Here is a 24058-nt window from a genome sequence, read left to right on the forward strand (position 1 = left end):
AGATAACAATCAGAGCGGTTATCACTTTTCATTAATAATAACAAAAGATTTAGTATTTTTGAACCATGAAAACGCTTAGCATAGCCTTACCCGATAATTTAGACTTAAGCACTAAAGAAGTCACTACTGCCTTAGCCGCTCAGTTATATGATATTGGAAAATTATCTTTAGGGCAAGCGGCTAATTTGGCGGGTTATTCCAAAGCAACTTTTATGGAGCTCTTATCCAATTACAAAGTTTCAGTTTTCAATTATCCAGCAGAAGAATTAGATCAAGATTTTGAAAATGCAAAAAATTATTATAGCTGATACCAGCTGTTTAATCATTCTGCACAAAATTGGACATCTAACCCTATTAAAAGATGTTTTCAAAACTGTCTACATTACCGCCATTGTTGCAAAAGAGTTCGGAGTAGAGTTGCCAGCATGGATTACTGTCACAAACCCAATTAATATAGATTTTCAAATTATTTTAAATGCTTCCGTTGACCTGGGGGAAGCAAGTGCCATTGCGCTAGCCTTTGAACACAAACATGCCCTGATTATCTTGGATGATTTGAAAGCGAGAAAGCTAGCTACAAGTTTGAACTTAGTGTTTACCGGTACATTTGGCTTCATCATCATGGCGAAAACCTTGGGTAAATTAACTTCCGTCAAAACAATCATCGATAAAATTAAACTAACGAATTTCCATATCACGCCAGAGCTAGAACAACAAATACTAGAAAAATCTGGTGAACTTTAAATAACCAAATGTACATCCTAGGAATTAACGCTTATCACGCTGATGCTTCAGCTTGCATTTACCATAACGACCAACTGATTGCCGCTGCTGAAGAAGAACGTTTTCGGAGAATTAAACATTGGGCGGGCTTCCCTACCATTGCAATCGAATTTTGTTTGAAGGAAGCAGGAATAAGCATCAGCGATGTGGATTATATCGGGATTTCCAGAGACCCAAAAGCTAACTTAGGAAAGAAAGTTTTTACCGCTTTAAAAAATAGGTTGAGTCTCAGCAACATGCTCAATCGGGCAAAAAACCTAAAAAAAGCTGCCAGTATTGAAGAGGAAATTCTTAATCATTTTAAAATTAACAAATCAGATCTTAAAGCTCAGATCATTAATGTGGAACACCACAGAAGTCATTTAGCTAGTGCATTTTTTGCATCTGATTTTGAAGAAGCTGCCATTCTTTCTATTGATGGTTTTGGGGATTATTCTTCAACCATGATCGCCACAGGAAAAGTTAATAAAATCACCGTCCTAGATACCGTTTCCTACCCACATTCTGCTGGTGTTTTCTACACCACTTTTACGCAGTATTTGGGATTTCCGCATTATGGTGATGAGTACAAAATCATGGGTTTGGCTCCTTACGGTGAAGCAAAATACGTTGAGCAGTTGAGGGACGTCCTTATTTTTAAGGATAACGGATTGTTTGAGCTAAACCTCGACTATTTTAATCACCCCAAAAAAGGAGTACAAATGGTTTGGGAAGGTGGCGTACCAAACATGGACAGTCTTTATACCCAACATCTGGTTGATAAATTTGGTCCACTCCGCGATAAAGATGAGCCGCTTTCGCAGTACCATAAAGATTTAGCAGCGTCTGTTCAGCGCATCACCGAGGAGCTGATTTTTCACATCCTCAATCACCTCCAAAAGAAAACAGGTTTAAAAAATATCTGTATCGCTGGTGGCGTAGCACAAAACTCGGTTGCCAATGGTAAGATTTTAGCAAATACCACTTTTGAGAAATTATACATTCCACCTGCGGGGCATGATGCCGGAACCTGTTTGGGTGCAGCACTTTGGATCTACAACCAAGTTTTAGATAAACCGAGGTTACCGATCACCAACCATGGTTATTTGGGAAGTCAGTTTTCTAACGAAGAAATTATTGAGGTGTTAGAGAAGCAAAATATCGAATATAAAAAACTAGAAGGCGAAGCACTTTTTAACCACGTAAGTGATTGTTTGATTAATTCGGGCGTGGTTGGCTGGTTTCAAGGCCGAGCCGAGTTTGGTCCCAGAGCTTTAGGTCATCGCTCCATTATTGCCGATCCACGTAGAATCGATGCAAAAGAGATATTAAATGCAAAAATTAAGCGTCGCGAGTCTTTTAGGCCCTTTGCACCTTCGATTTTAAAAGAATATGTCTCCGAATACTTTGAGATGGTGGACGATGTGCCATTTATGGAAAAGGTATTCCCGATCAAAAAAGAGAAACACGCCGCTATTCCAGCAGTCACCCATGCAGATGGCACTGGACGTTTACAAACGGTAGATAAAGCCGTTGAACCAAAATACTATGGTTTAATCGAGGCTTTCAGACAAAAAACTGGGGTTCCTATTTTGTTAAACACTTCTTTTAACGAAAATGAGCCTATCGTAAATACACCCGAAGAAGCTTTGGCTTGCTACCTGCGTACTAAAATGGATATGCTGGTGATGGGTGATATTGTAGTGAGTAGGGTTTAGTTGAATTAGTGATTGGTTCATTAGTGCCTGTTGAAGGATTGAATAGTTAGTAATCCATTTGGTTTAAAAAAGTTAGGCGTTCGATGAACTTTGTAGAAAGCCATTAACCAAGAGATTGTCGCTTCGCCCCTTGCACAACCTAACCCTTCGCTCATCACAATGACGGGTGAAGGAGAGGCAGTGATGTTAATGGAGGTAACAGGGCAAGAAACACCATTACGCAGAGCCACGCGATAAGGAGCGTTGGGCCGGTAAAACGCCGAGCCGGGAGTCTGGCCTTGTGGGATGAAGGATTGTTTTACCTTGCCTTTTTGAATACTTTTTTGGCTAAGAAAAAAGTATTGAGCCCCGCGGCGACGAGCGGGAAGCGTACAATTCATAGAACAACTTCCAAAAGAAGGATAACCAGTAATCAAGCAAGAAGCAATAAACAACAGATTGTTAATCGCCCCAATACACCACCGAGCGCTTCGCTCATCACAATGACGGCGGAAGGCGGGTCACTACTTTATCCCAACAACCCTACTTGGCGTATCTTCTCCATTCACGATAGATTTGGAGCTGATGGCGATCGCCTTAATTACCTCCGTAATATTGCCCACATTTAAACTTTCAAACTCATCTTTTACCGAATGGTAAAGTTTATCCGTTTCAATTTGGACGGAGGAAATGGTATGCGCTGGGACACCTAATCTTGCCAAAGTCGCGTTATCTGAGCGGTAGAAAAGATTTTGCTTTGGATAAGGATCTGGGTAAAATTTAAAGTCTGTTCCCACTAAGTTTTTTTGTAAGATTTTCCCAAAATCAGAATGTTCATAACCTGTGATGTAAGCATTATTTCTTCCGAATTTAGATTCCTTTCCAATCATCTCAATGTTGAACATGGCCACTACTTCAGTCGGATTTAACTGTTTGGAAAAATATTGTGAGCCATAACCTCCAATCTCCTCGGCGGTAAAAGCTACGAAAATCAGGGTACGTTCATTATCGTTCTTCTGAGCAAAGTATTTTGCCAACTCAATTACGGCAGTGGTACCACTGGCATCATCGTCTGCACCGTTTGCAATAGAATCCTGCCCTACCGCTTTAATAATTCCTAAATGGTCATAATGTCCGCTGAAAACCACGTATTCATTCGGTTTAGATTTGCCTGGCAATACACCCACGATATTGAACATGGAAACAGTTGAAACATGGTTAGCAAAATTGAGTTCCAGAGTATTGATAGTTGTATTACTCAGTACGTAAATAACAGTCGGAATTTCTGTTTTACCGATAGACATATTTCCGCGACTTAAATAATTTTGAGGACGCTTAAATGACGGCTTAAAACTCTCATCTACCTGCACCAATACACTTTCTTTGAGCTCAGCCACTTCGCTGTATTTCGCAAAAAAATCATCCCCCTTACTAATTTTAAATAGTTTAGGAACATTTTTAAGTGTTACTTTTTCCTGATCTGAAGAAACCAAATAATGGTCCGCACTAACTTCTGCTCCATTAATCTTAAGGCTTCCACCTACAGTCACCACGTTGCTTAACGCGAAAGATTGTCGGTAACTATCGCCATCATTAAAGTAAGCCAAGCCTGCTTTTTTAAACTCATCGGAAATAAAATCCGCTGCCTTACCTATTTCATCAGGTTTTAAAGCATTTCGCCCACGCATATCATCCGCGGAAAGCGTCTTTAACACTCTTGCGACTTCTTTTTCTGAAATATTGGGGTGCTCTGATTTTTGAGCGCTACAGGATTGAGAAAGTAATAAAATGAAGAGGATGTAAGCTGGGATTATTTTTTTCATTTTGAGAAATTGTGTTTATAAAGTTATTAAAAGGTTGATGTGAAACAATGGTTTTTGAGTGTTTTATAATGATTGGCATTCAAATTTACAGTCAATACAAGGCATGTCATGTCATCCTGAGAATTGTCACTCTGAGCGGAGTCGAAGAGGGAGTCGAAGGGAGCGAAGGGCTCTTACGACCAAGCAGGTCTGCTCAGACGACCCTTGTTTTCAGATTGTTTACTGCTTTCAAATCTTATGCTCAATATCAAAATCTTCCCGCCTCATTGCCGGCGGAAGGGCTATTACTTTTTTCATTCTTTCTTATTATACTGATGGCATTCAAGAGTGCTTCGCAATTCCCAATAGCAGGAAAGTAACAAAGAGCCGCCACTGCGCCAGTTGCTACAATGGTAGCAGTTTTATTTCTGCAACGCTACCGCAACCGCCAAGGTGGAATTTATCGGTTAGGAGCGGGAGTGCTTTAAACTTATTTTGTGGGCGTCCTTTAGTAGAACAGTATTGCAGATTGGGCCTCTGAATGTTTGGATTGGAACCCGATAAATCTTTTGCACTCCCTTTGTAAACTGACAACCGTCAGCAATCCGCAAAAGTGGTGCACAGACTTCGTGAAAGCACCACCGTTCCCGCGGCTTGGATTGCGCTTAAAAGATTTATTGCGGTGTAATGAACAAAAATTCAGAAGCCGAAGCTTTTTGGTTCTTTTTAGCAAAAAAGAACTTGAGCTTGTCGTGCTCAAGAAGGACGGAAAGGTGGTGAAATGGGCTTTTCTTTTTGAACGAACGTTTTTTCTTAATGTTAAAATCGTCCCGCCTCATTGCCGGCGGAAGGGCTATTACTTTCCCTTCAGCTGGAAAGTAACAAAGAGCCGCCACTGCGCCAGTTGCTACAATGGTAGCAGTTTTATTTCTGCAACGCTACCGCAACCGCCAAGGTGGAATTTATCGGTTAGGGATGGAAGTAGCTTAAACTTATTTTGTGGGCGCTCTTATTCTCCTCAAGACGACTAACGACTTAGCAAGCGGAACAATTAATTCTCTTTCATCTGAAAATTCCGTAATCTTTTTGCTAAAAACCTCTGTGACCTTCACGGTTAATAAAAATCCCTTACCCAAACAGCAAGCTAAACACCTCTTCTATCTTCGCTACAGTCTTAATTTCAATTTTATACTTAGATAAATCCAGACCTTTTTTATTGTAGCGAGATATAAAAATCTGTTCGAACCCTAGTTTTTCTGCCTCTGCAATTCTTTGCTCTATTCGGGTAACCGCTCTAATTTCTCCCGAAAGTCCGATTTCTGCAGCAAAGCAAACTTTATAAGGCACTGGCATATCCTCATGAGAAGAGATAATTGCTGCTGCCAACCCTAAATCAATACTTGGATCTTCTACCCTCATGCCACCTGCAATGTTCAAAAACACATCTTTTGCACCTAGTCTAAAACCACAGCGTTTCTCCAATACAGCCAAAAGCATATTCATCCGTTTGGTATCGAAACCTGTTGCAGAACGTTGCGGTGTTCCGTAGGGCGATGTACTTACTAGCGCCTGGGTTTCTATCAGCATGGGGCGCATACCTTCCATAGTTGCAGAAATGGTTACTCCGCTTAGCGGTTCTTCCCTTTGCGACAATAATATTTCTGACGGATTGGAAACTTCCCTTAAACCACTTCCCTGCATTTCATAAATCCCCAGTTCTGATGCAGCACCGAATCTGTTTTTGATTGCCCGTAAAATACGATAAACGTGATGCCTATCCCCCTCGAACTGTAAAACAGTGTCAACCATGTGTTCCAAAATCTTAGGACCTGCAATCATCCCGTCTTTGGTGATGTGACCGATTAAAAAAACTGGAGTATTAGTTTCCTTAGCGAACCGCAGCAGTTCGGCCGTACATTCTTTAACCTGCGAAACACTACCCGGTGTAGATTCTATATGTGCCGAATGTAGCGTTTGGATAGAATCAATGATGACCAAACTTGGCTCTAAAATCTCAATCTGCTTAAAAATATTTTGTGTAGAGGTTTCTGTAAGGATATAACAATCTGAAACGGGGTTGGGCAAAATCCGCTCGGCCCGCAATTTAATCTGTTGCTCACTTTCCTCACCGGAAACATATAAAATCTTGAGCTTTGGTATCGTTAAGGCCACCTGCAACATCAAAGTCGATTTTCCAATACCGGGTTCTCCACCAATAAGTACCAAAGAGCCGCCAACAATCCCTCCACCCAACACACGGTTTAATTCCTTATCGGGCGTAACCAAACGATGATCTTCGGTATAGGCAATCTCCTGTACTTTGGCCGGCTTGTTTACCCGCGATGTTGTTGGTGTACTGGTTTTCCAATCGGGTGCATTTTTAGGACCTTTATCTATAACTTCTTCTACAAATGTGTTCCATTGCTGACAAGAAGGGCATTTACCTAGCCATTTTGCCGATTCGAACCCACAGCTCTGACAGAAGTATGCAGTTTTTATTTTAGCCAATTTTTTGGAGATTTTGATGTTGGTTAAAGATAGGGTTTATTTTGTTTTCTGACATTTTGAAGGAACGGGTTTTTAATGCTCTTGGAGATTTTGGTTGCGCTTCTAAAGCAGAATAAGGTCTCCATTAAACAGGATTTCTCCAATGCTATTATTAAGCATTTCGAAGGAGGTGAAAAACATTTGCACATTGAAAATAAATCACACAAATAGAGGGCAGTTTCACTTTGTTTGTGAGAGGTCTCCTACCTCGGCATGACGGAAAACCATCCCGTCCAAGCGGGGTCTCTCGTAGAGGACCCTGCGTTTAACCCACGGTTACTGCATTCCTAGTCAATAAATATTTCTGCTAAGTTCCATTTTCCAGAGGTAGGGTTATGGTGGATATATTTTAATTTCTGCTAACCCGTCCAAGCGGGGTCTCTCACAGAGGACCCTGCGTTTCACAAAATCATCCTTCCAAATCTAAATAATGTTTCAATGATACATTGCTATGAGGTAGATTTCTTTCGTAGAAACCTGCGCTACTATGTTCATAATCAATAAATGTCTCCGCTAAGCTCCATTTTCCAGAGGTAGGGTTATGGTGGATATATTCTAATTTCTGCTGTAAAAATTTATCCGTTAAAACAGATTTGGCATCAAACGATGGTTCAAATACCCTGTGTAATTGACCGTTCTTTTTATCGTCTACCGAACAGGCATCACTTAGTTTCGTAAGGACATCTTCTCTGTTTTGTACTTTCAAACGTTTTACCATTTCATAAGCCATAAATCGTTTACCATTAGAGATTACTTTGTTTAAGTTGCTCGATGTGTTTAAATGAATAATTGCATGAACATGATTTGGCATAATCACAAATGCAGAGGTATCGATGGAATACTTTTCTTTGATTAGGCTAAGCCAGTTGTAAACTAAATCGTACGAATTGGTAATTTGAAACAGTGGAACCCAGCTGAAGCAAGTAAACGTGATGAACCAAGTTTTATCAGCGGTATCGTGAATGGTTTTAATCGACATATTTAAATATATGAATTTTTGGGTTTATCGGAAAAGGCGCAGGGTCCTCTGCGAGAGACCCTGCTTGGACGGTGAGAGTTCATACCCAACTCTGATGATTCTGGATCGAGCCATTTCTTTCGTAGTGTCCAAGCAGAGTCTCCTTTTCGGGACTCTGCGTTCTTAAGTTGCAGACCTAGTGGCATCGCGACTATTTTTCTTGACGTTTTTATTTAAGCTATAATCCAAAAATTGCTCATAAAAATCGAAATCTCAGTAACGCAGGGTCCTCCGAGAGACCTTGCTGGGACGGTGAGAGTTCATACCCAACTCTGATGATTCTGGATCGAGCCATTTCTTTCGTAGTGTCCAAGCAGAGTCTCCTTTTCGGACTCTGCGTTCTTAAGTTGCAGACCTAGTGGCATCGCGACTATTTTTACTGACGTTTCTATTTGAGCTATAATTCAAAAATTGCCCATAAAAATCGAAATCTCAGTAACGCAGGGTCCTCTGTGAGAGACCCCGCTTGGACGGTGAGAGTTCATACCCAACTCTGATGATTCTGGATCGAGCCATTTCTTTCGTAGTGTCCAAGCAGAGTCTCCTTTTCGGGACTCTGCGTTCTTAAGTTGCAGACCTAGTGGCATCGCGACTATTTTTACTGACGTTTCTATTTGAGCTATAATTCAAAAATTGCCCATAAAAATCGAAATCTCAGTAACGCAGGGTCCTCTGTGAGAGACCCTGCTGGGACGGGAAATATATGGATTTTGGGCGTACCGGAGAAGACGCAGAATCCTCTGCCAGAGACCCTGCTGGGACAAAAAACAAAAATCCCTCTCAGAGAAAAACTCCAAGAGGGACTTCAAAATTAATCAGATAGCAGGGTAAGAGCTAAAAAACCTATGTACCTATGTGGTTAAAAAACTTCAAACCATTCAGTTTAGCGCCTTACACCCTAAACCTTTTACCTCAAATCTTAAATAAGCGAAACACTTCTATTTACAAAAGCAGTCAGCTCAGCGCCGGTTAACAAACCTTGAGAAAGCAAAGCCAAATCAAAAGCTTGTTTAGCCAATGCAGACTGTTCAGCTTCATCAGTGCTAGCCAAAATTTTGTTCACAATTTTATGGTTTCCGTTAATGGCAACTTTGTAGCTATCTGGCATATTCCCATAGAAACTCATTCCACCGCCCATTGCAGCCATGTCTTTCATACGGCGCATAAACTCGTCCATAGTAACAGTTACAGGCAGTTCATCCGGACTTAAAGCTTCAACTTCTACCTGGTAAGCAGGTTTGTTGATGGCTTTCTCAAAGATTTCTTTTACCTGTTTGGTTTGGTCCTCGCTCAACACATGCTCCATCTTCTCACCTTTGTCGATCAGTTTATCGGCAGTGTTAGAATCAACACGTTTCAATTGTGTTTTGTCTAATTTCTGCTCCATCTGACTTACAAAATGGCTATCAATTTGGGTATCCATCAATAAAACATCATAACCTTTTTTGGTTGCCGATTGGATAAACCCATCTTGTTTCGCTGGATCAACAGTATATAAATAAACTAGGTTTCCGTCTTTATCAGTTTGGATATCTTTTACTTTATCACGGTACTCATCCATGGTAAAGTTTTTCTTTTCGGTGTTGGTAAACAAAGCAAAATCTTTGGCTTTATCGTAAAATTTCTCTTCGCTAATCATTCCGTATTTCACAAACAGTCCGATATCACTCCATTTTGCTTCGTAAGCCGCTCTGTCTTTTTTAAACAGTTCGCCTAATTTTTCAGCAACTTTTTTAGTGATGTAGCTGTTGATTTTCTTCACATTTCCATCAGCTTGCAAGAAACTACGAGAAACGTTCAACGGAATATCTGGTGAGTCGATCACACCATGTAACAACATCAAAAACTCAGGAACAATATCTTTTACCTCATCGGTAATAAATACTTGGCGACTGAATAATTTGATTTTATTCCTTTGGATTTCTACATCGTTTTTCAATTTAGGGAAGTATAAAACTCCGGTTAAATTGAAAGGATAATCTACATTTAAATGAATCCAGAATAATGGATCTTCTTGGTATGGATAAAGCTCTTTATAGAATTGCAGATAATCTTCGTCTGTTAATTCGGATGGAGATTGTGTCCAAATTGCTTTTGCGCCGTTAATTACATTTGGTACGTCAACAGATTTGTATTGCTTTTTACCATCCGCATCTTCACCATCCTCAACACTGTCAGTAGTAGTGCCGAAAACTAATTTTACGGTTAAAAACTTGAAATACTTATCTAAGATCGTTTGTAATTTTTGTTGGTCTAAAAACTCTTCCGACTCGCTGTTAACATGTAAAATGATATCAGTTCCTCTAGTGGTTCTAGTTCCTTCTTTAATTTCAAACTCGGTACTGCCATCACAAATCCAAGCCGCTGGCTCTGCACCGTCTTGGTAAGATAGTGTTTGAATTTCTACATGGTCAGAAACCATAAATGCAGAGTAAAAACCTAAACCAAATTTACCGATGATTTCGTTAGCGTCTTTTGCATCTTTAAACTTCTCTACAAATTCTGTAGCACCAGAAAACGCAATTTGGTTGATATATTTTTTAATCTCTTCGGCGGTCATTCCCAAACCATTATCAGAAATGGTGATGGTTTTTTTGTCCTTATCAAAAGCAACGTCAACCTGTAATTCGCCAAGTTCGCCGTTGTACTGACCTAAACCCGATAGTCTTTTTATTTTTTGGGTAGCATCTGCTGCGTTAGAAACTAATTCTCTTAAAAATATCTCGTTATCAGAGTATAAAAACTTTTTGATGATGGGGAAAATATTCTCCGTGTGAATTGAAATTGTTCCTTTTTCCTTCATGATATTATGTCTGTGTATTTTGATTTTATATTTACATACTGAGCTTATCAATGCATGTTCCAAACAAATTTTTGGTGTCAAACTGGCAGATGTTCCCAAAATATTTAAACCCTTCAACCAGGTGGCTATGTTTTGGGCATTTTAACACGCTATCCGTTTAATCTTTTTTTGTCACCCTGAGTATCGTCACTCCAAGCGGAGTCGAATGACAAAAAAAGGATATCACTCCTATCGTTAATGCGATATCTTCTTCTTCTAAAAATGGCTGCCATAACTATTGTGAAGAAAAGCGCAGGGTCGTTTGCAACAGACCCTGCCTGGACTGAGCTCTATTTTTCACCGTTACCTGTAAACCTCACACAATTATTTTGTTGTTCCAACGTAAATTAAATTAAAAACAGCCTCTTTTAAGCGCAGATAATTTATTTTTGAAAATGGGCATTACTACATACCAAGCAGCAAAATCAGCTTCGCCAATAATCGAAGCACATTTCAAAAATCTCATCAATAATGCCCTATCAAAAGGAGAGTTAGAACTTGCCAAAGCGCCCAACCATCAGGTTATCGAAGAGATTATTAACGCTGCATTCTGGGCAAGTTTACGAAAGGAAGAAGGTAATTCGCCCAAAATCTCCATTGCTTTTTTATCACCAGAACAGGCCGAGCAACCATTGTTATTTGGCGCAAAACTACCCTTAAGCGTTGCTGTGTTAACTAAACTTGCACCTGGCGTTGAAAGAGCCGGGATACACCTAGGCGTTTGGGAAGAAAATGGGCTACTGTATATTTGGGGTACTACGCTACAAATCCCAAACTATTGTTTTGTATTAGATGTTTCTGAACCAGGATTAATTGTGGTAAAGCACCGCCGTTTACAAGGTTTTGGAAAATACACTAACGTAGCCGTATTAAAAGGAGATGAGATAAAACTGATAAATAAAGATTATGGTCATTTTACAGAATGTCCTTCGTTTATAACAGCGCTTTTAAACATCGATGCGCCCTGCTCTTACAACGATGGTGTAAATGTTTTAATTCAGCTGGCAGTTTCTATGCGGGCCCATCAACACGGAGGGTTGTTGCTTGTTGTCCCTCCGCAATCGAGTTTATGGAAACGTTCTATTGTACATCCTCTACAATACCCGATATACCCAACATTTGGCTCATTGGCTACCTTGCTAAGTGAGGACCAACAAGAACATGCAAAACCATTTTGGCAAACCGAATTACGTAACGAAGTAGAAAACATAGCCGGCTTAACTGCTGTTGATGGCGCAACCGTTATTGGTAGAGACCATCATTTACACACTTTTGGCGCAAAAATAGTTAGGAGTAATGATACCACAACCGTAGAAAAAATACTTTTTCTAGAACCGCTCATGGATACCGAACCTATTGTCAAATTCATTGGAGAGATTGGGGGCACACGACATTTTGCAGCAGCTCAGTTCGTGTATGATCAGCATGATGCTTTGGCAATGGTGGCTTCCCAAGACGGTCATTTTACCGTTTTCAACTGGTCGCCTTCTATGGAGATGGTACAAGCTTACCGTATTGATACCTTGTTGATGTAATTTAAAGAGTCATCCGTCGGTGGACTGCGGACTACTTAGCTATCCAAAAAAATAAATATCTTGCAACAAATTAATACTGCATGAAAAATCTATTCTTTATTTTACTGATGTTTTTTACCGTTTCTACCTTTGCGGCGAAACCGAAAGAAACTTATATAAAAATAGAAACCAATTATGGTACGCTATACATCAAACTGTACAACGAAACACCAAAACATCATGATAACTTTATAAAACTAGCAAGAGCAGGAACGCTCGACAGCACTTTATTTCATCGTGTTATCCAAGAGTTTATGATTCAGGGAGGCGACCCAACTTCCAAAACCGCAAAAAAGGGCGATCAATTGGGTGGCGGCGATATTGGCTATACCATTCCGGCAGAATTTACACCCAATTTATTTCATAAAAGAGGTGTGTTGTCTGCGGCCAGAGACAATAATCCACAAAAAGCTTCGAGCGGCTCACAGTTTTACATTGTGCAAGGAAAAAAATATACTGATGCAGAACTGGACGGTATCGAGAAAAACCGTTTGGAAGGCAGAAAGTTTACTACAGAACAAAGAGAAGTATACAAAAACGTTGGCGGTGCAGCATTTTTGGATGGTTCGTACACCGTTTTTGGCGAAGTTGTAAAAGGAATGCAGATGGTAGATAATATCTGCACTGTAAAAGTTGACAGAAACGACAGGCCATTAACCGATATTAAAATGAGTGTTTCAATAGTAGAGAAAAAAGAATTGAAACAATTATTGAAGGATTTAAAAGCGGGGAAAGCAAAAAGCTGAAGACAGAAAGCTGAAAGCAATTTGAGTGGAATTAAAATCAAGTAAATGAAAATTATATCCTATAACGTTAACGGAATTAGAGCGGCCATCAACAAAGAATTTTTTGCTTGGTTACAAGCTACAGATGCCGATGTAGTTTGCTTACAAGAAATTAAAGCTACACCAGACCAAATTGCAGATATTGCGGTTTTAGAAACGTTGGGCTATAAACATTATTGGTTTCCGGCAGAGAAAAAAGGTTATAGCGGCACAGCAATCTTTTCTAAAATAGAGCCAGAACATGTTGAATATGGTTGTGGGATTGAGGATTACGATAGGGAAGGACGTGTAATTAGGGCCGATTTTAAAGAATGCTCTGTCATAAGCGCCTACTTTCCATCGGGCAGTAGCGGTGATTTACGCCAAGTGTTTAAATATAAATTTTTGGATGATTTTGCAGATTATATTGCAAAGCTAAAGGTTGATTTCCCTAAGCTGGTGATCTCTGGCGATTATAACATTTGCCATAGAGCGATTGACATCCACAACCCTAAATCAAATGCAAATTCATCAGGTTTTTTACCCGAAGAAAGAGCTTGGATGGATAGTTTTATTCATTTAGGTTTTGTTGATACCTTTAGGCATTTTAACGCAGATCCGCACCATTACACTTGGTGGAGTTATAGAGCTGGGGCAAGAGGAAAAAATTTAGGATGGCGTATTGATTATCACATGACAAGCGTTGAATTATTAGGGAATTTAAAAAGAGCCACTATTTTACCAGAAGCAAAACACTCGGACCATTGCCCAATATTACTAGAATTAACTTTTTAGAAAGCATGATACTTGCTACTTTAGACTTAATACTTACAACTTATCACTTTTAACTTTGAATGAGTCTTTACGAGAATAAACGTCGGTGGAAGTATTTCCTGTTGATTGGTGCAGTGTTTATTGCAACAACATCCTTATGGTACACAGATTTATTGGTTCGGGGAATTTCAAAATCTGAACGTACGAGAGCCGAGGTTTGGAGCCAGAGTTTCAAAAAAATGTTTGAAACGGATAATGAGGAAATGATGAATTATCTTTTCACGGTTAAAGACAGTTTGATTGTACCCGCCATTGTTACCGACGATAAAGATTCTATTATTACTTACACGGCGCTAGACACTACCAAAACCTATTATAAAATAGATACGGACCGAAAATACGACCCACAATACTTTTTACGGCAATTAAAAAGTATGAAAGCGCAACACGAAGCCATACCGATAGAAATGAACGGGAACGTAAAGTATGTTTATTATAAAGACAGTTTCCTGCTTACACAACTGCGTATTTTCCCTTACATACAGCTTACTATTATTGCCCTGTTTCTGATGACTGCTTACCTCATTTTCAGTTCATCTCGCCGAAGGGAACAAAACCAGGTTTGGGTGGGTTTGGCTAAAGAAACTGCGCATCAATTGGGTACGCCAATTTCCTCTTTAATGGCTTGGATAGAGCTTTTAAAAAGCAAATTTGACGCAGAAGAAGATCCCTTGATTTTGCAGATGGAAAATGACATGAAGCGCTTAGAAATTGTAGCCGACCGCTTCTCTAAAATTGGGTCGATGCCGATTTTAACCAGCCATTCTGTTTATGAAACCATTAAAGATTATGTAGATTATTTTAGTGTTAGGGTGAGTGATAAAATAAGCTTTGAGGTGAACGGCGATGAGAACCAGGAAGCCTTATTGAACATTCCACTGTTTGACTGGGTAATAGAAAATATTTTAAAAAATGCAGTAAATGCCATTGGTGGCGAGGGTAAAATATCGGTTAACATTATAGAAAATATTGCGAAAGAGCAGATATTTGTGGATATTACCGACACCGGTAAAGGGATTCCTCGCTCAAAATTTGACGCTATTTTTCAACCAGGTTTTACCACCAGAAAAAGAGGGTGGGGTTTAGGGCTATCGCTTACCAAAAGAATAATTGAAAATTACCATAAAGGACATATTTTTGTAAAAGAGTCTGAAATTGGAAAAGGAACAACATTTAGAATTATCATTAAAAGCAGTTTAAACTATGTACCAACCACTAGCTAACGAATACGCACCGTTTTACCAAGAATATATTGACTTAGCATCTGCCGGAAATCAGCCTATTTTGCGACGTTTAAAGAGTCAATTAAACAGTATCGATGATTTTCTGGCAGATATACCCGAGAAAAAATACGATTACGCTTACGCAGAAGGTAAATGGACGGTTAAGGAAGTGCTTTCACATTTGATCGATACCGAACGGGTGATGACTTACAGAGCCATGCGGATTGCCCGTAACGACCAAACCGAATTGCCAGGTTACGACCAAGATGCTTTGGTTGCAAACACCAACATGAGCAAATATGCTTATAGCGACTTGGTAGACGAATTGGTGATGTTACGTCAAGCAAATTTATTTTTCTTTAAATCTTTATCTGAAGAGGATATGAAGAAAAAAGGAAATGCTAACGGAAGTCAAATTTCTGCTGGCGCTTTACTCTTCATCATCTACGGGCATATTGAACACCATTTCAACGTATTAAAATCGCTATACCTTAAAAAATGATTTGGTTTAACGAACCCAACTTAGCCGAATTAAACGGTCGCCATACCAACCATATAGGCGCTTTTTTGGGAATCGAGTTTACCGAAATTGGACCTGATTTTTTAAAGGCAACCATGCCAGTGGATGCAAAAACACATCAACCTTTTGGGATTTTACACGGCGGTTCAAACGTGGTTTTAGCAGAATCTTTAGGGAGCGTTGCGAGTAACCTGGTTTTAAACCCAGAAAAGAACATGGGTGTGGGTTTAGAGGTAAACGCGAACCATTTACGCCCAGTAAAAGATGGTTTTGTAACGGGTATTTGTACGCCTTTACACATTGGTGGCAAAACCCATGTTTGGGATATCAAAATTTATACTGAACAAGGAAAGTTAAGCTGTGTGAGCCGATTGACAGTGGCTGTTGTGCCAGCGGTTAAAGCTGGTTAATAACATTGTCAAGCGTCAGTTTTAGAAATATTCATATTATAAGAGATGAAATTGTTCGGGTCTATCCACGCTATCAGGCCAAAGCACTGACTTTAATTGAGCTTTTATTCGCCCTTGGAATTTGCGGTACAGATGGCCAAAGTAAAAGCACTAACTCCCTAGCAAATTCCGTAGGCGAGAGTTTTTTGAATACTTTTTTGCGGAAAAAAAGTATTTGCCATTGCCCGGCACAAGGGCAGGAAAGGTTTGTGGGAAGGCAAATTGCCATTTAGAAAAACTTCCCAATAGAAGAAGAAATCAAAATTCATGATTTTGAATTGTTCTTTATTGAATGCTCTTACAAAGAATCGTAAAATAAAAATAGCCATGGGTTTCAACCCATGGCTATAAAATCCAAATTCGGGCTTTAGCCGAAATTCAAAACTTCAACTCGCAAAAGCTACTTAAACCTGTAATTCAGTCCCACAGTTACATAATCTTTATCCTGTCTGAAATCATTATTAGATAGGTTAAAACTATGCCCGATTTGCGCTTGAAATTTAAGCTTCTCAAATCCTGCTCTCAAAGTCAATGCAGGCTCAATCAAAAAATTAGAATTATTTTCTTCTAAATACGTCACCTGATTATTTCCCTGATAAACCAAATTTCCTTTCACACCGTTGTAATTCAAATTCACAAATCTGGAAGAAATCGCCGCTTCAAAGTTTTTGGATTTGTAACCGAAGTTAGGCTGGATACCGTAGCGTACCACATTCGCAGATATGTCTCCGCCATCACCTCCATTTGGTTCAAAATGATTTTTCATGCTCCCAAATCCTAAGATTGCATAAGTTTCAAAAACAAAATTCTGATTGATTGGCGTAAAATAGCCCCCTCCTACTTCAAACAACTTACCAGAACCACCATTACCGTTATCCTCTTTTGCTGGGATAAAAAAAGCGCCGTTCGCCTTTATTGCTATATTATTGGAAACACCCATTGCACCTTGAAACTCAATCTGGTTTCCATTACCGGCAAGGCTGAGGTTTTTTTCGCCTTTAGCAGAAATCAAAGGAACATTTTGCGTATTTGAACTGTAATATTTCGGACTACAAGCGCTAATTAAAAGCGCCAGTCCCGCTAGGATTGCTAAATTCTTCATTTTCGGATGGTTTTATATTTGGTTATGTTAAACTAAATACAAACTCCCTGCCAATCCAAACAATACTAAATACTTAACTTGATGTTATAATCAGTTCAAATTTTTAACTGCAGATTTCTGCAAAGTGTTAGCTTTTCACCAGCTGATCAATCAAGGTTTCAAATTCGTGGGTGAATTCCAAATAATACTTACCAGTGCCAGGACCGTTAAATCCGGTGTGAATATTATTTACATCGCCATTTTTATCAATAACAATGAGCGTAGGAAAAGCCATAACCTTGTTTAGCATTGGTAGACTTTGGGATGCTTCTTTATTGGTAAAACCCGTGATTAAAAAAGGATAGGAAGTATTAAACCTTCTTTCAACGTTCTCAATATTTGCCTTCGATTTTTCAAAGTCTTTTGTCCTTTCGTAAGCGAGGCCCAAAACTTCAACGCCCTTGCTTTTATACCGTTCGTAAAAACCTGCTAAATAAGCAGTTTCGTCCATACAGTTTGGGCACCATGAACCCAAAATTTGCAGTACAACAACTTTACCTTTAAACTTTGAATCGCTCAAGGAAACTGCTTTACCGTTCAAGTCCTTAAAAGTAAAGTCTATTTTAGCGTTTTTATCTTTCAAATAAGTGAGTGAATAAGCATCAGGAAGCGTTGCAGTTGAATCTAATTTTGCACTAAAATTTTCTACATGAGAAAAACCCGCATAAAACTTGCCATCTGTTAAAGTACTGTCTGCATTTACGGTTGCGGTAAACAAATAAGCATTTGCACCATCAAACGTGGATAAAGAAAGCTTATTGGCATCTATTACTCCTTCTAAGTACCTATAATCGCCAGTTGTTGTTAAAAAAGTACCTGTAACTTTTGATTTATTCTGCACAAATTCACCTATCGCTTGGGTAGTATCTTTTCCATCCTCACTAATAAAGGTGGTTTTCCAGCGTCCGTTGACTTTAAATCTACTCTCTACTACATTCTCGCTAATTCTCCAGTTTGCATTGGCTTTCGCATAAAATGTCATTTCTACATCCTTATCAGCGAGATGCTTAGTCCAAACGCCGGTAATCTTTTCGTCTAGAATAACTCCATTAATTTCAGAATCAAATAACGGCATTCTGATATGGATAGAATCTCCAACTCTCGTAATCTCATCTACTTTAAACCGCTCCTCACCGTTGATGATATAAATAGTGTGATTTTCTGCACTATCCTTTACTTCAAAATTAAAAGGAATCTCTACTCCAGTTTCTGTAATTAACGCTCCCCGCCAAATACCCGCACTAAACTTGCCGGAGGGCTTATCGCATGCGCTTAACAGTATAATTCCTAATAGAATTGTGTTTAATATTAAGCTGATCTTTTTCATGCTATAAATATAGATGTTCTGTAAACTATTTTAAAATACTTCTGGAGATTACAATCTTTTGAATCTCGGAAGTTCCTTCGTAAATCTGCGTGATTTTAGCGTCACGCATCAATCGTTCAACGTGGTACTCTTTAACAAAACCATAACCGCCGTGAACTTGAACTGCCTCAACAGTAGTTCTCATGGCAACTTCTGATGCAAAAAGTTTGGCCATTGAACTCGCTTTGTCATAAGGCAAATCCTGGTCTTTTAACCAAGCCGCATTAAGTACCAATAATCTCGCCGCTTCTATCTCGGTTGCCATATCTGCCAGTTTAAATGCAATTGCTTGGTGCTGGCAAATCGGCTTTCCAAATGTTTTTCTTTCTTTCGAGTAATTGGTTGCCAATTCGAAAGCTCCGGAAGCTATGCCTAATGCCTGGGCAGCAATACCAATTCTACCACCTTCTAAAGTTTCCATGGCAAACTTAAACCCAAAACCATCTTCGGCAATTCTATTTTCTTTGGGAACTTTAACGTCATTAAACATTAAAGAGTGTGTATCAGAACCTCTAATCCCTAATTTATTTTCTTTTGGGCCAATGGTAAACCCATCCATTCCTCTTTCAACAATCAGAACATTTATGCCGTGGCTACCTTTTGAAACATCTGTTTGTGCAATCACTAAATAAATAGACGCAGAACTTCCGTTGGTAATCCAGTTTTTTGTACCGTTTAAAAGGTAATGGTCACCCATATCTTCGGCAGTAGTATGTTGCGATGTAGCATCAGAGCCAGCTTCAGGTTCTGACAATGCAAAAGCTCCCAATTTTTCTCCTGTTGCCAAAGGTGTTAGGTACTTTTCTTTTTGTGCCTCTGAACCATATTTTTCTAAGCCAAAACAAACCAAAGAATTATTAGCAGAAACTACGACAGACGTCGATGCATCAATTTTAGAAAGCTCTTCCATTACCAAAACGTAAGAAATGGTATCCATTCCGGCACCCCCATATTTTGGATCAACCATCATCCCCAAAAACCCCAATTCGCCTAACTTTTTGATCTGCTCGGTCGGGAACTTCTGGTGTTCATCTCTGTCGATTACTCCCGGTTTCAACTCAGTGTTTGCAAAATCTCTTGCCGCCTGTTGAATCATTAAATGCTCTTCGGATAGTTGAAAATTCATAGGTATAGTCTTTTAATAATTGAAATGATTTAGGTTTTGCATAATTGATGCGCAAACGCTTAACTCAAATATATTAAATTTTATTATGCAAGCATAGTAATTTAGAGATTGATATATTACAAATTTTAAGGCTCACCTTCAACTTAAATTTGCTCCCAACTGTTTGAACGAATGATTTGGCCTTTTCGCTAAGCCTTTTCTGCCCTCTGCCGGGCAATGGCAGTCACTTTTTTCCGAAAAAAGTTCCCAAAACTCTCGCCTGCGGAATTAGCTATGAAAGGTAGTGCTTTTACTCTTTTCAGAACACCCGCAAATTCCAAGGTCGAATTGAGGAAAAATAAAGTCAGTGCTTGACTGGATCGGCTAGTCAAAGAAAATTCCGAAATCTGTGCTTTTTTTGACTAAACTCGATTTCTAAAGCAAAAAAAGGGTTGCTCAATGAACAACCCTTTTAAACAAGTTTAAAAAACTAAACTATATAATTCCAATTACGAGTATCTTCAACGCGGCCATACTTAATATCGTCCATGGCTTTTCTCATTTTATTTGCAAATACGCTTTCGTCTGGGTTTGGTAAAGTATAAGTTTTACCCTTATAAGTAATATCAGCAACTGATGCAATAACTGCTGCTGTTCCTGCACCGAAAGCATCGGTCAGCGTTCCATTTTCTACCGCTTCTATTACTTCTGCAACAGAAACTCTACGCTCCTCAACTTCCATTCCCCATTCTTTAGCTAAAGTGATGATGCTATCACGGGTAACGCCGTCTAAAATAGTATCTCTGGTTGATGGCGTTACTAATTTACCATCAATCACGAACATGGCATTTGCAGCACCCATTTCTTCAACGTATTCGTGGGTTTTGGCATCCGTCCATAAAATTTGATCAAACCCTTGTTCTGCCGCCTTTTTTCCAGGATATAATGAGCCCGCATAATTACCGGCAGCTTTAGCGTAACCAAATCCGCCTTCTGCAGAACGGGTGTATTCTGTTTCGATTTTAACGCTTAGGTTTTTAGAAAAATACTTACCTGTTGGGCAAAGCAACACCATAAACTTATAGGTAGTTGATGGTTGTACGCCTAAATACGGGTCTGTAGCAAACATAAACGGGCGGATATACAGCGTATAATCTTTTTTATTGGGTACCCAATCTCTGTCTAAATCTACTACTGCTCCAATACTTTGTATAAATAATTCTTCTGGCAAAGCTGGCATACACATACGCTCAGCCGAACTATTGAAGCGCTTTGCATTTTTATCCGGACGAAAAATAGAAATCTTTCCATCATCGTTTCGGTAAGCTTTTAAGCCTTCAAAAAAGGTTTGTCCGTAATGTAAAGAAGACATAGCAGGGCTTACGCTGATATTTCCGTAAGGGACTATTTCAAAATTCTTCCATTCACCGTCTGCATAATCAGCAGTAAGCATATGGTCCGAAAATATTTTACCAAATGGAAGGTCTTCAAAATCAGTTTTTGAAAGCTTGGATGAAGTAGTCTTAGTTACCTTAATAGCTAATGTATCTGTCATGATTTTACGATTTTTACGGTCGGGCAATTTACAAAATTGTTTAACAAAATATCAACAATTAACTTTGATTAACACATTTTTAGTCCGCTTTTCAAGATTTTGGCAATACGTTGATTTTTGCAATAGATTAATTAATATGGTATTTTAATTTAACACTGGATTTGAGGTAGGCGACCCTTGCCGATAACTGATTAAACGCGGGAATGTAAATATGTAATTTGTGTAATATTTCTTCTCCTTAAACGCTCAATAATTAAAATTTGTAAATTGCTACTCAAATTTTGTAAATCTATTTACCGCATGAAATTTAATTTTTTAAGTCTGTTTTTTCTTTTTATCACCTCTTCTTCTATAGCACAAACATCGCCACAGCTCAATGCTGCTGAGTTATTGCTGGCTATAAAGAAATTAGGTGTTACGGGCAGTGTGCTTTACATTGCAGCGCACCCGGATGATGAAAACACCCGACTGTTGGCTTATCTCGCAAAAGAAAAACTATATAAAACAGGTTATTTGGCTTTAACCAGAGGCGATGGCGGACAAAACCTGATTGGAAACGAACAAGCTGAGGATTTGGGTCTGATTAGAACCCAAGAACTTTTGGCAGCCCGTAGAAATGATAGTGCTATACAATTTTTCACGCGAGCAAATGATTTCGGTTTTTCAAAAACCCCAGAAGAAACGTTCAAGATTTGGAATAAGGATTCCATTTTGTCGGATGTGGTTTATATCATCAGAAAATTTAAACCCGATGTAATCATTACCAGATTTCCACCAGATGCTAGAGCTGGACACGGACACCATGCAGCATCTTCCATTTTAGCCCAGGAAGCTTTTACCGCTGCCGCAGATCCTAACATGTTCCCTGCACAGTTAAAAGAAGTATCGGTGTGGCAGGCAAAACGCATTTTATGGAATAACTATAATTTTGGCGGAAATGATAATACTGCCGACGATCAGCTAAAAATTGATGTTGGTGTTTATAACAATTTGCTGGGTAAAAGTTATGGCGAAATTGCGGCAGAAAGCCGTTCGATGCATAAAAGCCAGGGTTTTGGTAGCGCCAGACAACGCGGTAGCAGTTTAGAATACTTTAGCTCGTGGAAAGGCGCTTTACCTAAAAGCGATTTGATGGAAGGCATCAACACCGATTGGAGCAAAATTAAAGGCGCAGAAAACGTGGATGGCTTGGTAACAGCTGTAGTTGAAAGTTTTAATCCGCAACAGCCACAGAAAAGCATCACCCAATTGTTGATAATCTATAAAGTGTTGGCAAAAGCCCAAAAAACTGACTTGGTAAACGAAAAACTAAACGAACTTAAAAATATCATTTTAGCCTGTAGCGGAACTTGGTTTGAGGCGTATGCTATTGCTGCATTTAATGCTGTAAATACGCCTTATAATGTAAAGGTAGATTTGATATCGCAAAGCCCGGATGTTAGCATTACCGTAAAAAATTGGGATAAAAAGGTTGCATTGCAACCTAACAAATTGACAACCGTTGAAGGTGAAAAAACCTCCGCAAACATCAGCCAGCCTTATTGGCTAGCGGAGGCGCATGATATTGGCAGGTATCATCTTGCTAGTCAGAATTTATTGAATTATCCAGAAGGAAAACCGGCAGATTCGATCAATTTTTCAGTAAATATTAATGGTGTAAATTTAGATTTCCAGCGCTCAATTGTTTACAAATACACGGATGCAGTGCGTGGCGAGGTTTACCAGCCCTTAGCAATTACACCACCAGTTACCGCAACCATTAGTACCAAAGCGTTTGTTTTTAACGAAGAAAAACAAAAAAGCATCACAGTTAAATTAAAAGCTTTCCAAAAAAATGCCCAAGGTACGCTAACATTGCAAGCACCTAAAGGTTGGAAAATTTCTCCCAACAAATTAGATTTTGACCTTAAAGATAAGGATGAGGAAAAAAGTTTGGCATTTACCCTTTTACCTTTGCCCAATGCAGAAAATGGCCTGTTGAAAGCTACCGTTTTAATAGCTGGAAAAACATATGACAATGGCATTAAAACCATCAGTTATGAGCATATTCCAACGATCACCTATTTCCCACCCGCTGAAGCAAAACTGGTAAAACTTGATTTAAAGAGTACCGCAAAAAACATAGGTTATATTGTAGGCGCTGGAGATCTAATTCCCGAAGCTTTACGCGAGATTGGTTTAAACGTTACTGTACTTTCGGAAAATGATTTGGCAAACAATAATTTGAGCAACTACGATGCAATTATTGCTGGCGTAAGACTATACAACGTTAACGAACGGATGAAGTTTGTGCAAAAAAAACTGATGGATTATGTAAAGAATGGTGGAGTTTACCTGGTTCAATATAACGTAAACCGTCCTCTAGTAATGGATAACATTGGTCCTTACCCTTTTACTATTGTAAGGGATCGGGTTACGGAAGAAAACGCAACAGTCAATTTTATAAACCCACAGAGTAAAGCTTTAAATTTTCCAAATAAAATTACAACTGCTGATTTTGATGGTTGGATACAGGAACGTGGAATTTATTTTGCTAGTGAGGCAAGCAAAGAATATGAGAAACCTTTGAGCATGAAAGATACGGGCGAAAAAGAAAGTGAAGGTTCTTTACTGATTGCCAATTATGGCAAAGGCAAATTTGTTTATACTGGGTTGGTGTTTTTTAGAGAGTTGCCAGCGGGCGTTCCAGGAGCGTATCGGCTGTTTATGAATTTGTTGGCGAAGTAGGGTTTCTTTCCTCCGTCTTCACCGTTCATTCCGAATGAGGTACGAGGAGGAATCTGCAAGCGACGGAAACAGAATCTCTTTTTAACCCACTGCCCAAAAAAACACTGTTAAAGGTGGGACAGTGCAAAGGAA

General features: G+C 39.2%; 19 protein-coding genes. 10 read left to right on the plus strand and 9 right to left on the minus strand.

Going from position 1 to position 24058, the window contains the following annotated elements:
- Positions 1–65 precede the first annotated feature (65 nt).
- From B176_RS0117995 to B176_RS0118005, 3 genes are read left to right on the plus strand one after another with little or no spacing between them, the layout of a single operon-like run.
- Positions 66–308 (plus strand): UPF0175 family protein, encoded by a 243-nt coding sequence (locus B176_RS0117995; protein ID WP_017260234.1) that lies wholly within the window; start codon positions 66–68, stop codon positions 306–308.
- Positions 286–744, plus strand: coding sequence for a DUF3368 domain-containing protein (locus tag B176_RS0118000; RefSeq protein WP_017260235.1), 459 nt, complete (start codon positions 286–288; stop codon positions 742–744). The genes B176_RS0117995 and B176_RS0118000 overlap by 23 nt, the downstream gene beginning before the upstream one ends.
- Before the next feature lie 8 nt (positions 745–752).
- Positions 753–2480: a carbamoyltransferase family protein gene (locus B176_RS0118005; protein ID WP_017260236.1), complete on the plus strand. Its 1728-nt coding sequence runs from the start codon at positions 753–755 to the stop codon at positions 2478–2480.
- A 20-nt stretch (positions 2481–2500) separates the two neighbouring features.
- Here the strand turns inward: B176_RS0118005 and B176_RS21090 are convergent, their stop codons facing one another.
- The 5 genes from B176_RS21090 to htpG form a co-directional block, all read right to left on the minus strand.
- A complete protein-coding gene (locus B176_RS21090) occupies positions 2501–2860 on the minus strand; it encodes a hypothetical protein (protein ID WP_026063439.1) in 360 nt (119 codons plus the stop codon).
- Between the two features lie 123 nt (positions 2861–2983).
- Complete coding sequence (locus B176_RS0118015; protein ID WP_017260237.1) at positions 2984–4282, minus strand: M28 family metallopeptidase; 1299 nt, start codon at positions 4280–4282, stop codon at positions 2984–2986.
- A gap of 1107 nt (positions 4283–5389) precedes the next feature.
- On the minus strand, positions 5390–6769 hold the full coding sequence (radA, locus tag B176_RS0118035) for a DNA repair protein RadA (RefSeq protein WP_017260241.1): 1380 nt from the start codon (positions 6767–6769) through the stop codon (positions 5390–5392).
- 448 nt (positions 6770–7217) lie between these two features.
- Positions 7218–7787, minus strand: a complete 570-nt coding sequence (locus tag B176_RS0118045) for a transposase (protein ID WP_017260243.1) — start codon at positions 7785–7787, stop codon at positions 7218–7220.
- Between the two features lie 958 nt (positions 7788–8745).
- Positions 8746–10629 (minus strand): molecular chaperone HtpG, encoded by a 1884-nt coding sequence (htpG, locus tag B176_RS0118055; RefSeq protein ID WP_026063440.1) that lies wholly within the window; start codon positions 10627–10629, stop codon positions 8746–8748.
- Positions 10630–11063: 434 nt separating this feature from the next.
- Between htpG and B176_RS0118060 the strand changes: the two genes are divergently transcribed.
- The 6 genes from B176_RS0118060 to B176_RS0118085 all read left to right on the plus strand — a co-directional run bounded on the left by B176_RS0118060 (position 11064) and on the right by B176_RS0118085 (position 15993).
- Positions 11064–12203 (plus strand): putative sensor domain DACNV-containing protein, encoded by a 1140-nt coding sequence (locus tag B176_RS0118060; RefSeq protein WP_017260246.1) that lies wholly within the window; start codon positions 11064–11066, stop codon positions 12201–12203.
- A gap of 80 nt (positions 12204–12283) precedes the next feature.
- Complete coding sequence (locus B176_RS0118065; RefSeq protein WP_017260247.1) at positions 12284–12988, plus strand: peptidylprolyl isomerase; 705 nt, start codon at positions 12284–12286, stop codon at positions 12986–12988.
- A 45-nt stretch (positions 12989–13033) separates the two neighbouring features.
- Entirely contained in the window at positions 13034–13801 is a 768-nt protein-coding gene (locus tag B176_RS0118070) for an exodeoxyribonuclease III (protein ID WP_017260248.1), read from the plus strand.
- Between the two features lie 59 nt (positions 13802–13860).
- Positions 13861–15063 (plus strand): sensor histidine kinase, encoded by a 1203-nt coding sequence (locus tag B176_RS0118075; protein WP_026063441.1) that lies wholly within the window; start codon positions 13861–13863, stop codon positions 15061–15063.
- The gene (locus B176_RS0118080; protein ID WP_017260250.1) at positions 15044–15565 is read left to right on the plus strand and encodes a DinB family protein; all 522 of its coding nucleotides are present in this window, start codon (positions 15044–15046) and stop codon (positions 15563–15565) included. The genes B176_RS0118075 and B176_RS0118080 overlap by 20 nt, the downstream gene beginning before the upstream one ends.
- Positions 15562–15993: a hotdog fold thioesterase gene (locus B176_RS0118085; RefSeq protein WP_017260251.1), complete on the plus strand. Its 432-nt coding sequence runs from the start codon at positions 15562–15564 to the stop codon at positions 15991–15993. The genes B176_RS0118080 and B176_RS0118085 overlap by 4 nt, the downstream gene beginning before the upstream one ends.
- A gap of 439 nt (positions 15994–16432) precedes the next feature.
- Here the strand turns inward: B176_RS0118085 and B176_RS0118095 are convergent, their stop codons facing one another.
- From B176_RS0118095 to B176_RS0118115, 4 genes are all read right to left on the minus strand, one after another.
- Positions 16433–17134 carry a hypothetical protein gene (locus B176_RS0118095; RefSeq protein ID WP_017260253.1) on the minus strand — a complete coding sequence of 234 codons (702 nt, stop codon included), beginning with the start codon at positions 17132–17134 and terminating at the stop codon, positions 16433–16435.
- 127 nt (positions 17135–17261) lie between these two features.
- A complete protein-coding gene (locus B176_RS0118100; RefSeq protein WP_017260254.1) occupies positions 17262–18500 on the minus strand; it encodes a TlpA disulfide reductase family protein in 1239 nt (412 codons plus the stop codon).
- A gap of 25 nt (positions 18501–18525) precedes the next feature.
- Positions 18526–19665 carry an acyl-CoA dehydrogenase gene (locus B176_RS0118105; RefSeq protein WP_026063442.1) on the minus strand — a complete coding sequence of 380 codons (1140 nt, stop codon included), beginning with the start codon at positions 19663–19665 and terminating at the stop codon, positions 18526–18528.
- Positions 19666–20134: 469 nt separating this feature from the next.
- Positions 20135–21199 (minus strand): branched-chain amino acid aminotransferase, encoded by a 1065-nt coding sequence (locus tag B176_RS0118115; RefSeq protein ID WP_017260257.1) that lies wholly within the window; start codon positions 21197–21199, stop codon positions 20135–20137.
- A 300-nt stretch (positions 21200–21499) separates the two neighbouring features.
- Between B176_RS0118115 and B176_RS0118120 the strand changes: the two genes are divergently transcribed.
- Positions 21500–23926 (plus strand): PIG-L family deacetylase, encoded by a 2427-nt coding sequence (locus tag B176_RS0118120; RefSeq protein WP_017260258.1) that lies wholly within the window; start codon positions 21500–21502, stop codon positions 23924–23926.
- Positions 23927–24058 lie beyond the last annotated feature (132 nt).

Origin of the sequence: Pedobacter arcticus A12, from assembly GCF_000302595.1 — a bacterium.
In the GTDB taxonomy this organism is placed as follows: domain Bacteria; phylum Bacteroidota; class Bacteroidia; order Sphingobacteriales; family Sphingobacteriaceae; genus Pseudopedobacter; species Pseudopedobacter arcticus.

What these genes read in the sequence shown, in the direction of transcription:
- B176_RS21090 (WP_026063439.1), bottom strand. Translation starts at nt 2,860, where the DNA reads ATGAATTGTACGCTTCCCGCTCGTCGCCGCGGGGCTCAATACTTTTTT.
- B176_RS0118115 (WP_017260257.1), bottom strand. Translation starts at nt 21,199, where the DNA reads ATGACAGATACATTAGCTATTAAGGTAACTAAGACTACTTCATCCAAG.
- B176_RS0118075 (WP_026063441.1), top strand. Translation starts at nt 13,861, where the DNA reads ATGAGTCTTTACGAGAATAAACGTCGGTGGAAGTATTTCCTGTTGATT.
- B176_RS0118080 (WP_017260250.1), top strand. Translation starts at nt 15,044, where the DNA reads ATGTACCAACCACTAGCTAACGAATACGCACCGTTTTACCAAGAATAT.
- B176_RS0118045 (WP_017260243.1), bottom strand. Translation starts at nt 7,787, where the DNA reads ATGTCGATTAAAACCATTCACGATACCGCTGATAAAACTTGGTTCATC.
- B176_RS0118100 (WP_017260254.1), bottom strand. Translation starts at nt 18,500, where the DNA reads ATGAAAAAGATCAGCTTAATATTAAACACAATTCTATTAGGAATTATA.
- B176_RS0118015 (WP_017260237.1), bottom strand. Translation starts at nt 4,282, where the DNA reads ATGAAAAAAATAATCCCAGCTTACATCCTCTTCATTTTATTACTTTCT.
- B176_RS0118105 (WP_026063442.1), bottom strand. Translation starts at nt 19,665, where the DNA reads ATGAATTTTCAACTATCCGAAGAGCATTTAATGATTCAACAGGCGGCA.
- B176_RS0118085 (WP_017260251.1), top strand. Translation starts at nt 15,562, where the DNA reads ATGATTTGGTTTAACGAACCCAACTTAGCCGAATTAAACGGTCGCCAT.
- B176_RS0118005 (WP_017260236.1), top strand. Translation starts at nt 753, where the DNA reads ATGTACATCCTAGGAATTAACGCTTATCACGCTGATGCTTCAGCTTGC.
- B176_RS0118070 (WP_017260248.1), top strand. Translation starts at nt 13,034, where the DNA reads ATGAAAATTATATCCTATAACGTTAACGGAATTAGAGCGGCCATCAAC.
- B176_RS0118095 (WP_017260253.1), bottom strand. Translation starts at nt 17,134, where the DNA reads ATGAAGAATTTAGCAATCCTAGCGGGACTGGCGCTTTTAATTAGCGCT.
- B176_RS0118120 (WP_017260258.1), top strand. Translation starts at nt 21,500, where the DNA reads ATGAAATTTAATTTTTTAAGTCTGTTTTTTCTTTTTATCACCTCTTCT.
- B176_RS0118065 (WP_017260247.1), top strand. Translation starts at nt 12,284, where the DNA reads ATGAAAAATCTATTCTTTATTTTACTGATGTTTTTTACCGTTTCTACC.
- B176_RS0118060 (WP_017260246.1), top strand. Translation starts at nt 11,064, where the DNA reads ATGGGCATTACTACATACCAAGCAGCAAAATCAGCTTCGCCAATAATC.
- htpG (WP_026063440.1), bottom strand. Translation starts at nt 10,629, where the DNA reads ATGAAGGAAAAAGGAACAATTTCAATTCACACGGAGAATATTTTCCCC.
- B176_RS0118000 (WP_017260235.1), top strand. Translation starts at nt 286, where the DNA reads ATGCAAAAAATTATTATAGCTGATACCAGCTGTTTAATCATTCTGCAC.
- B176_RS0117995 (WP_017260234.1), top strand. Translation starts at nt 66, where the DNA reads ATGAAAACGCTTAGCATAGCCTTACCCGATAATTTAGACTTAAGCACT.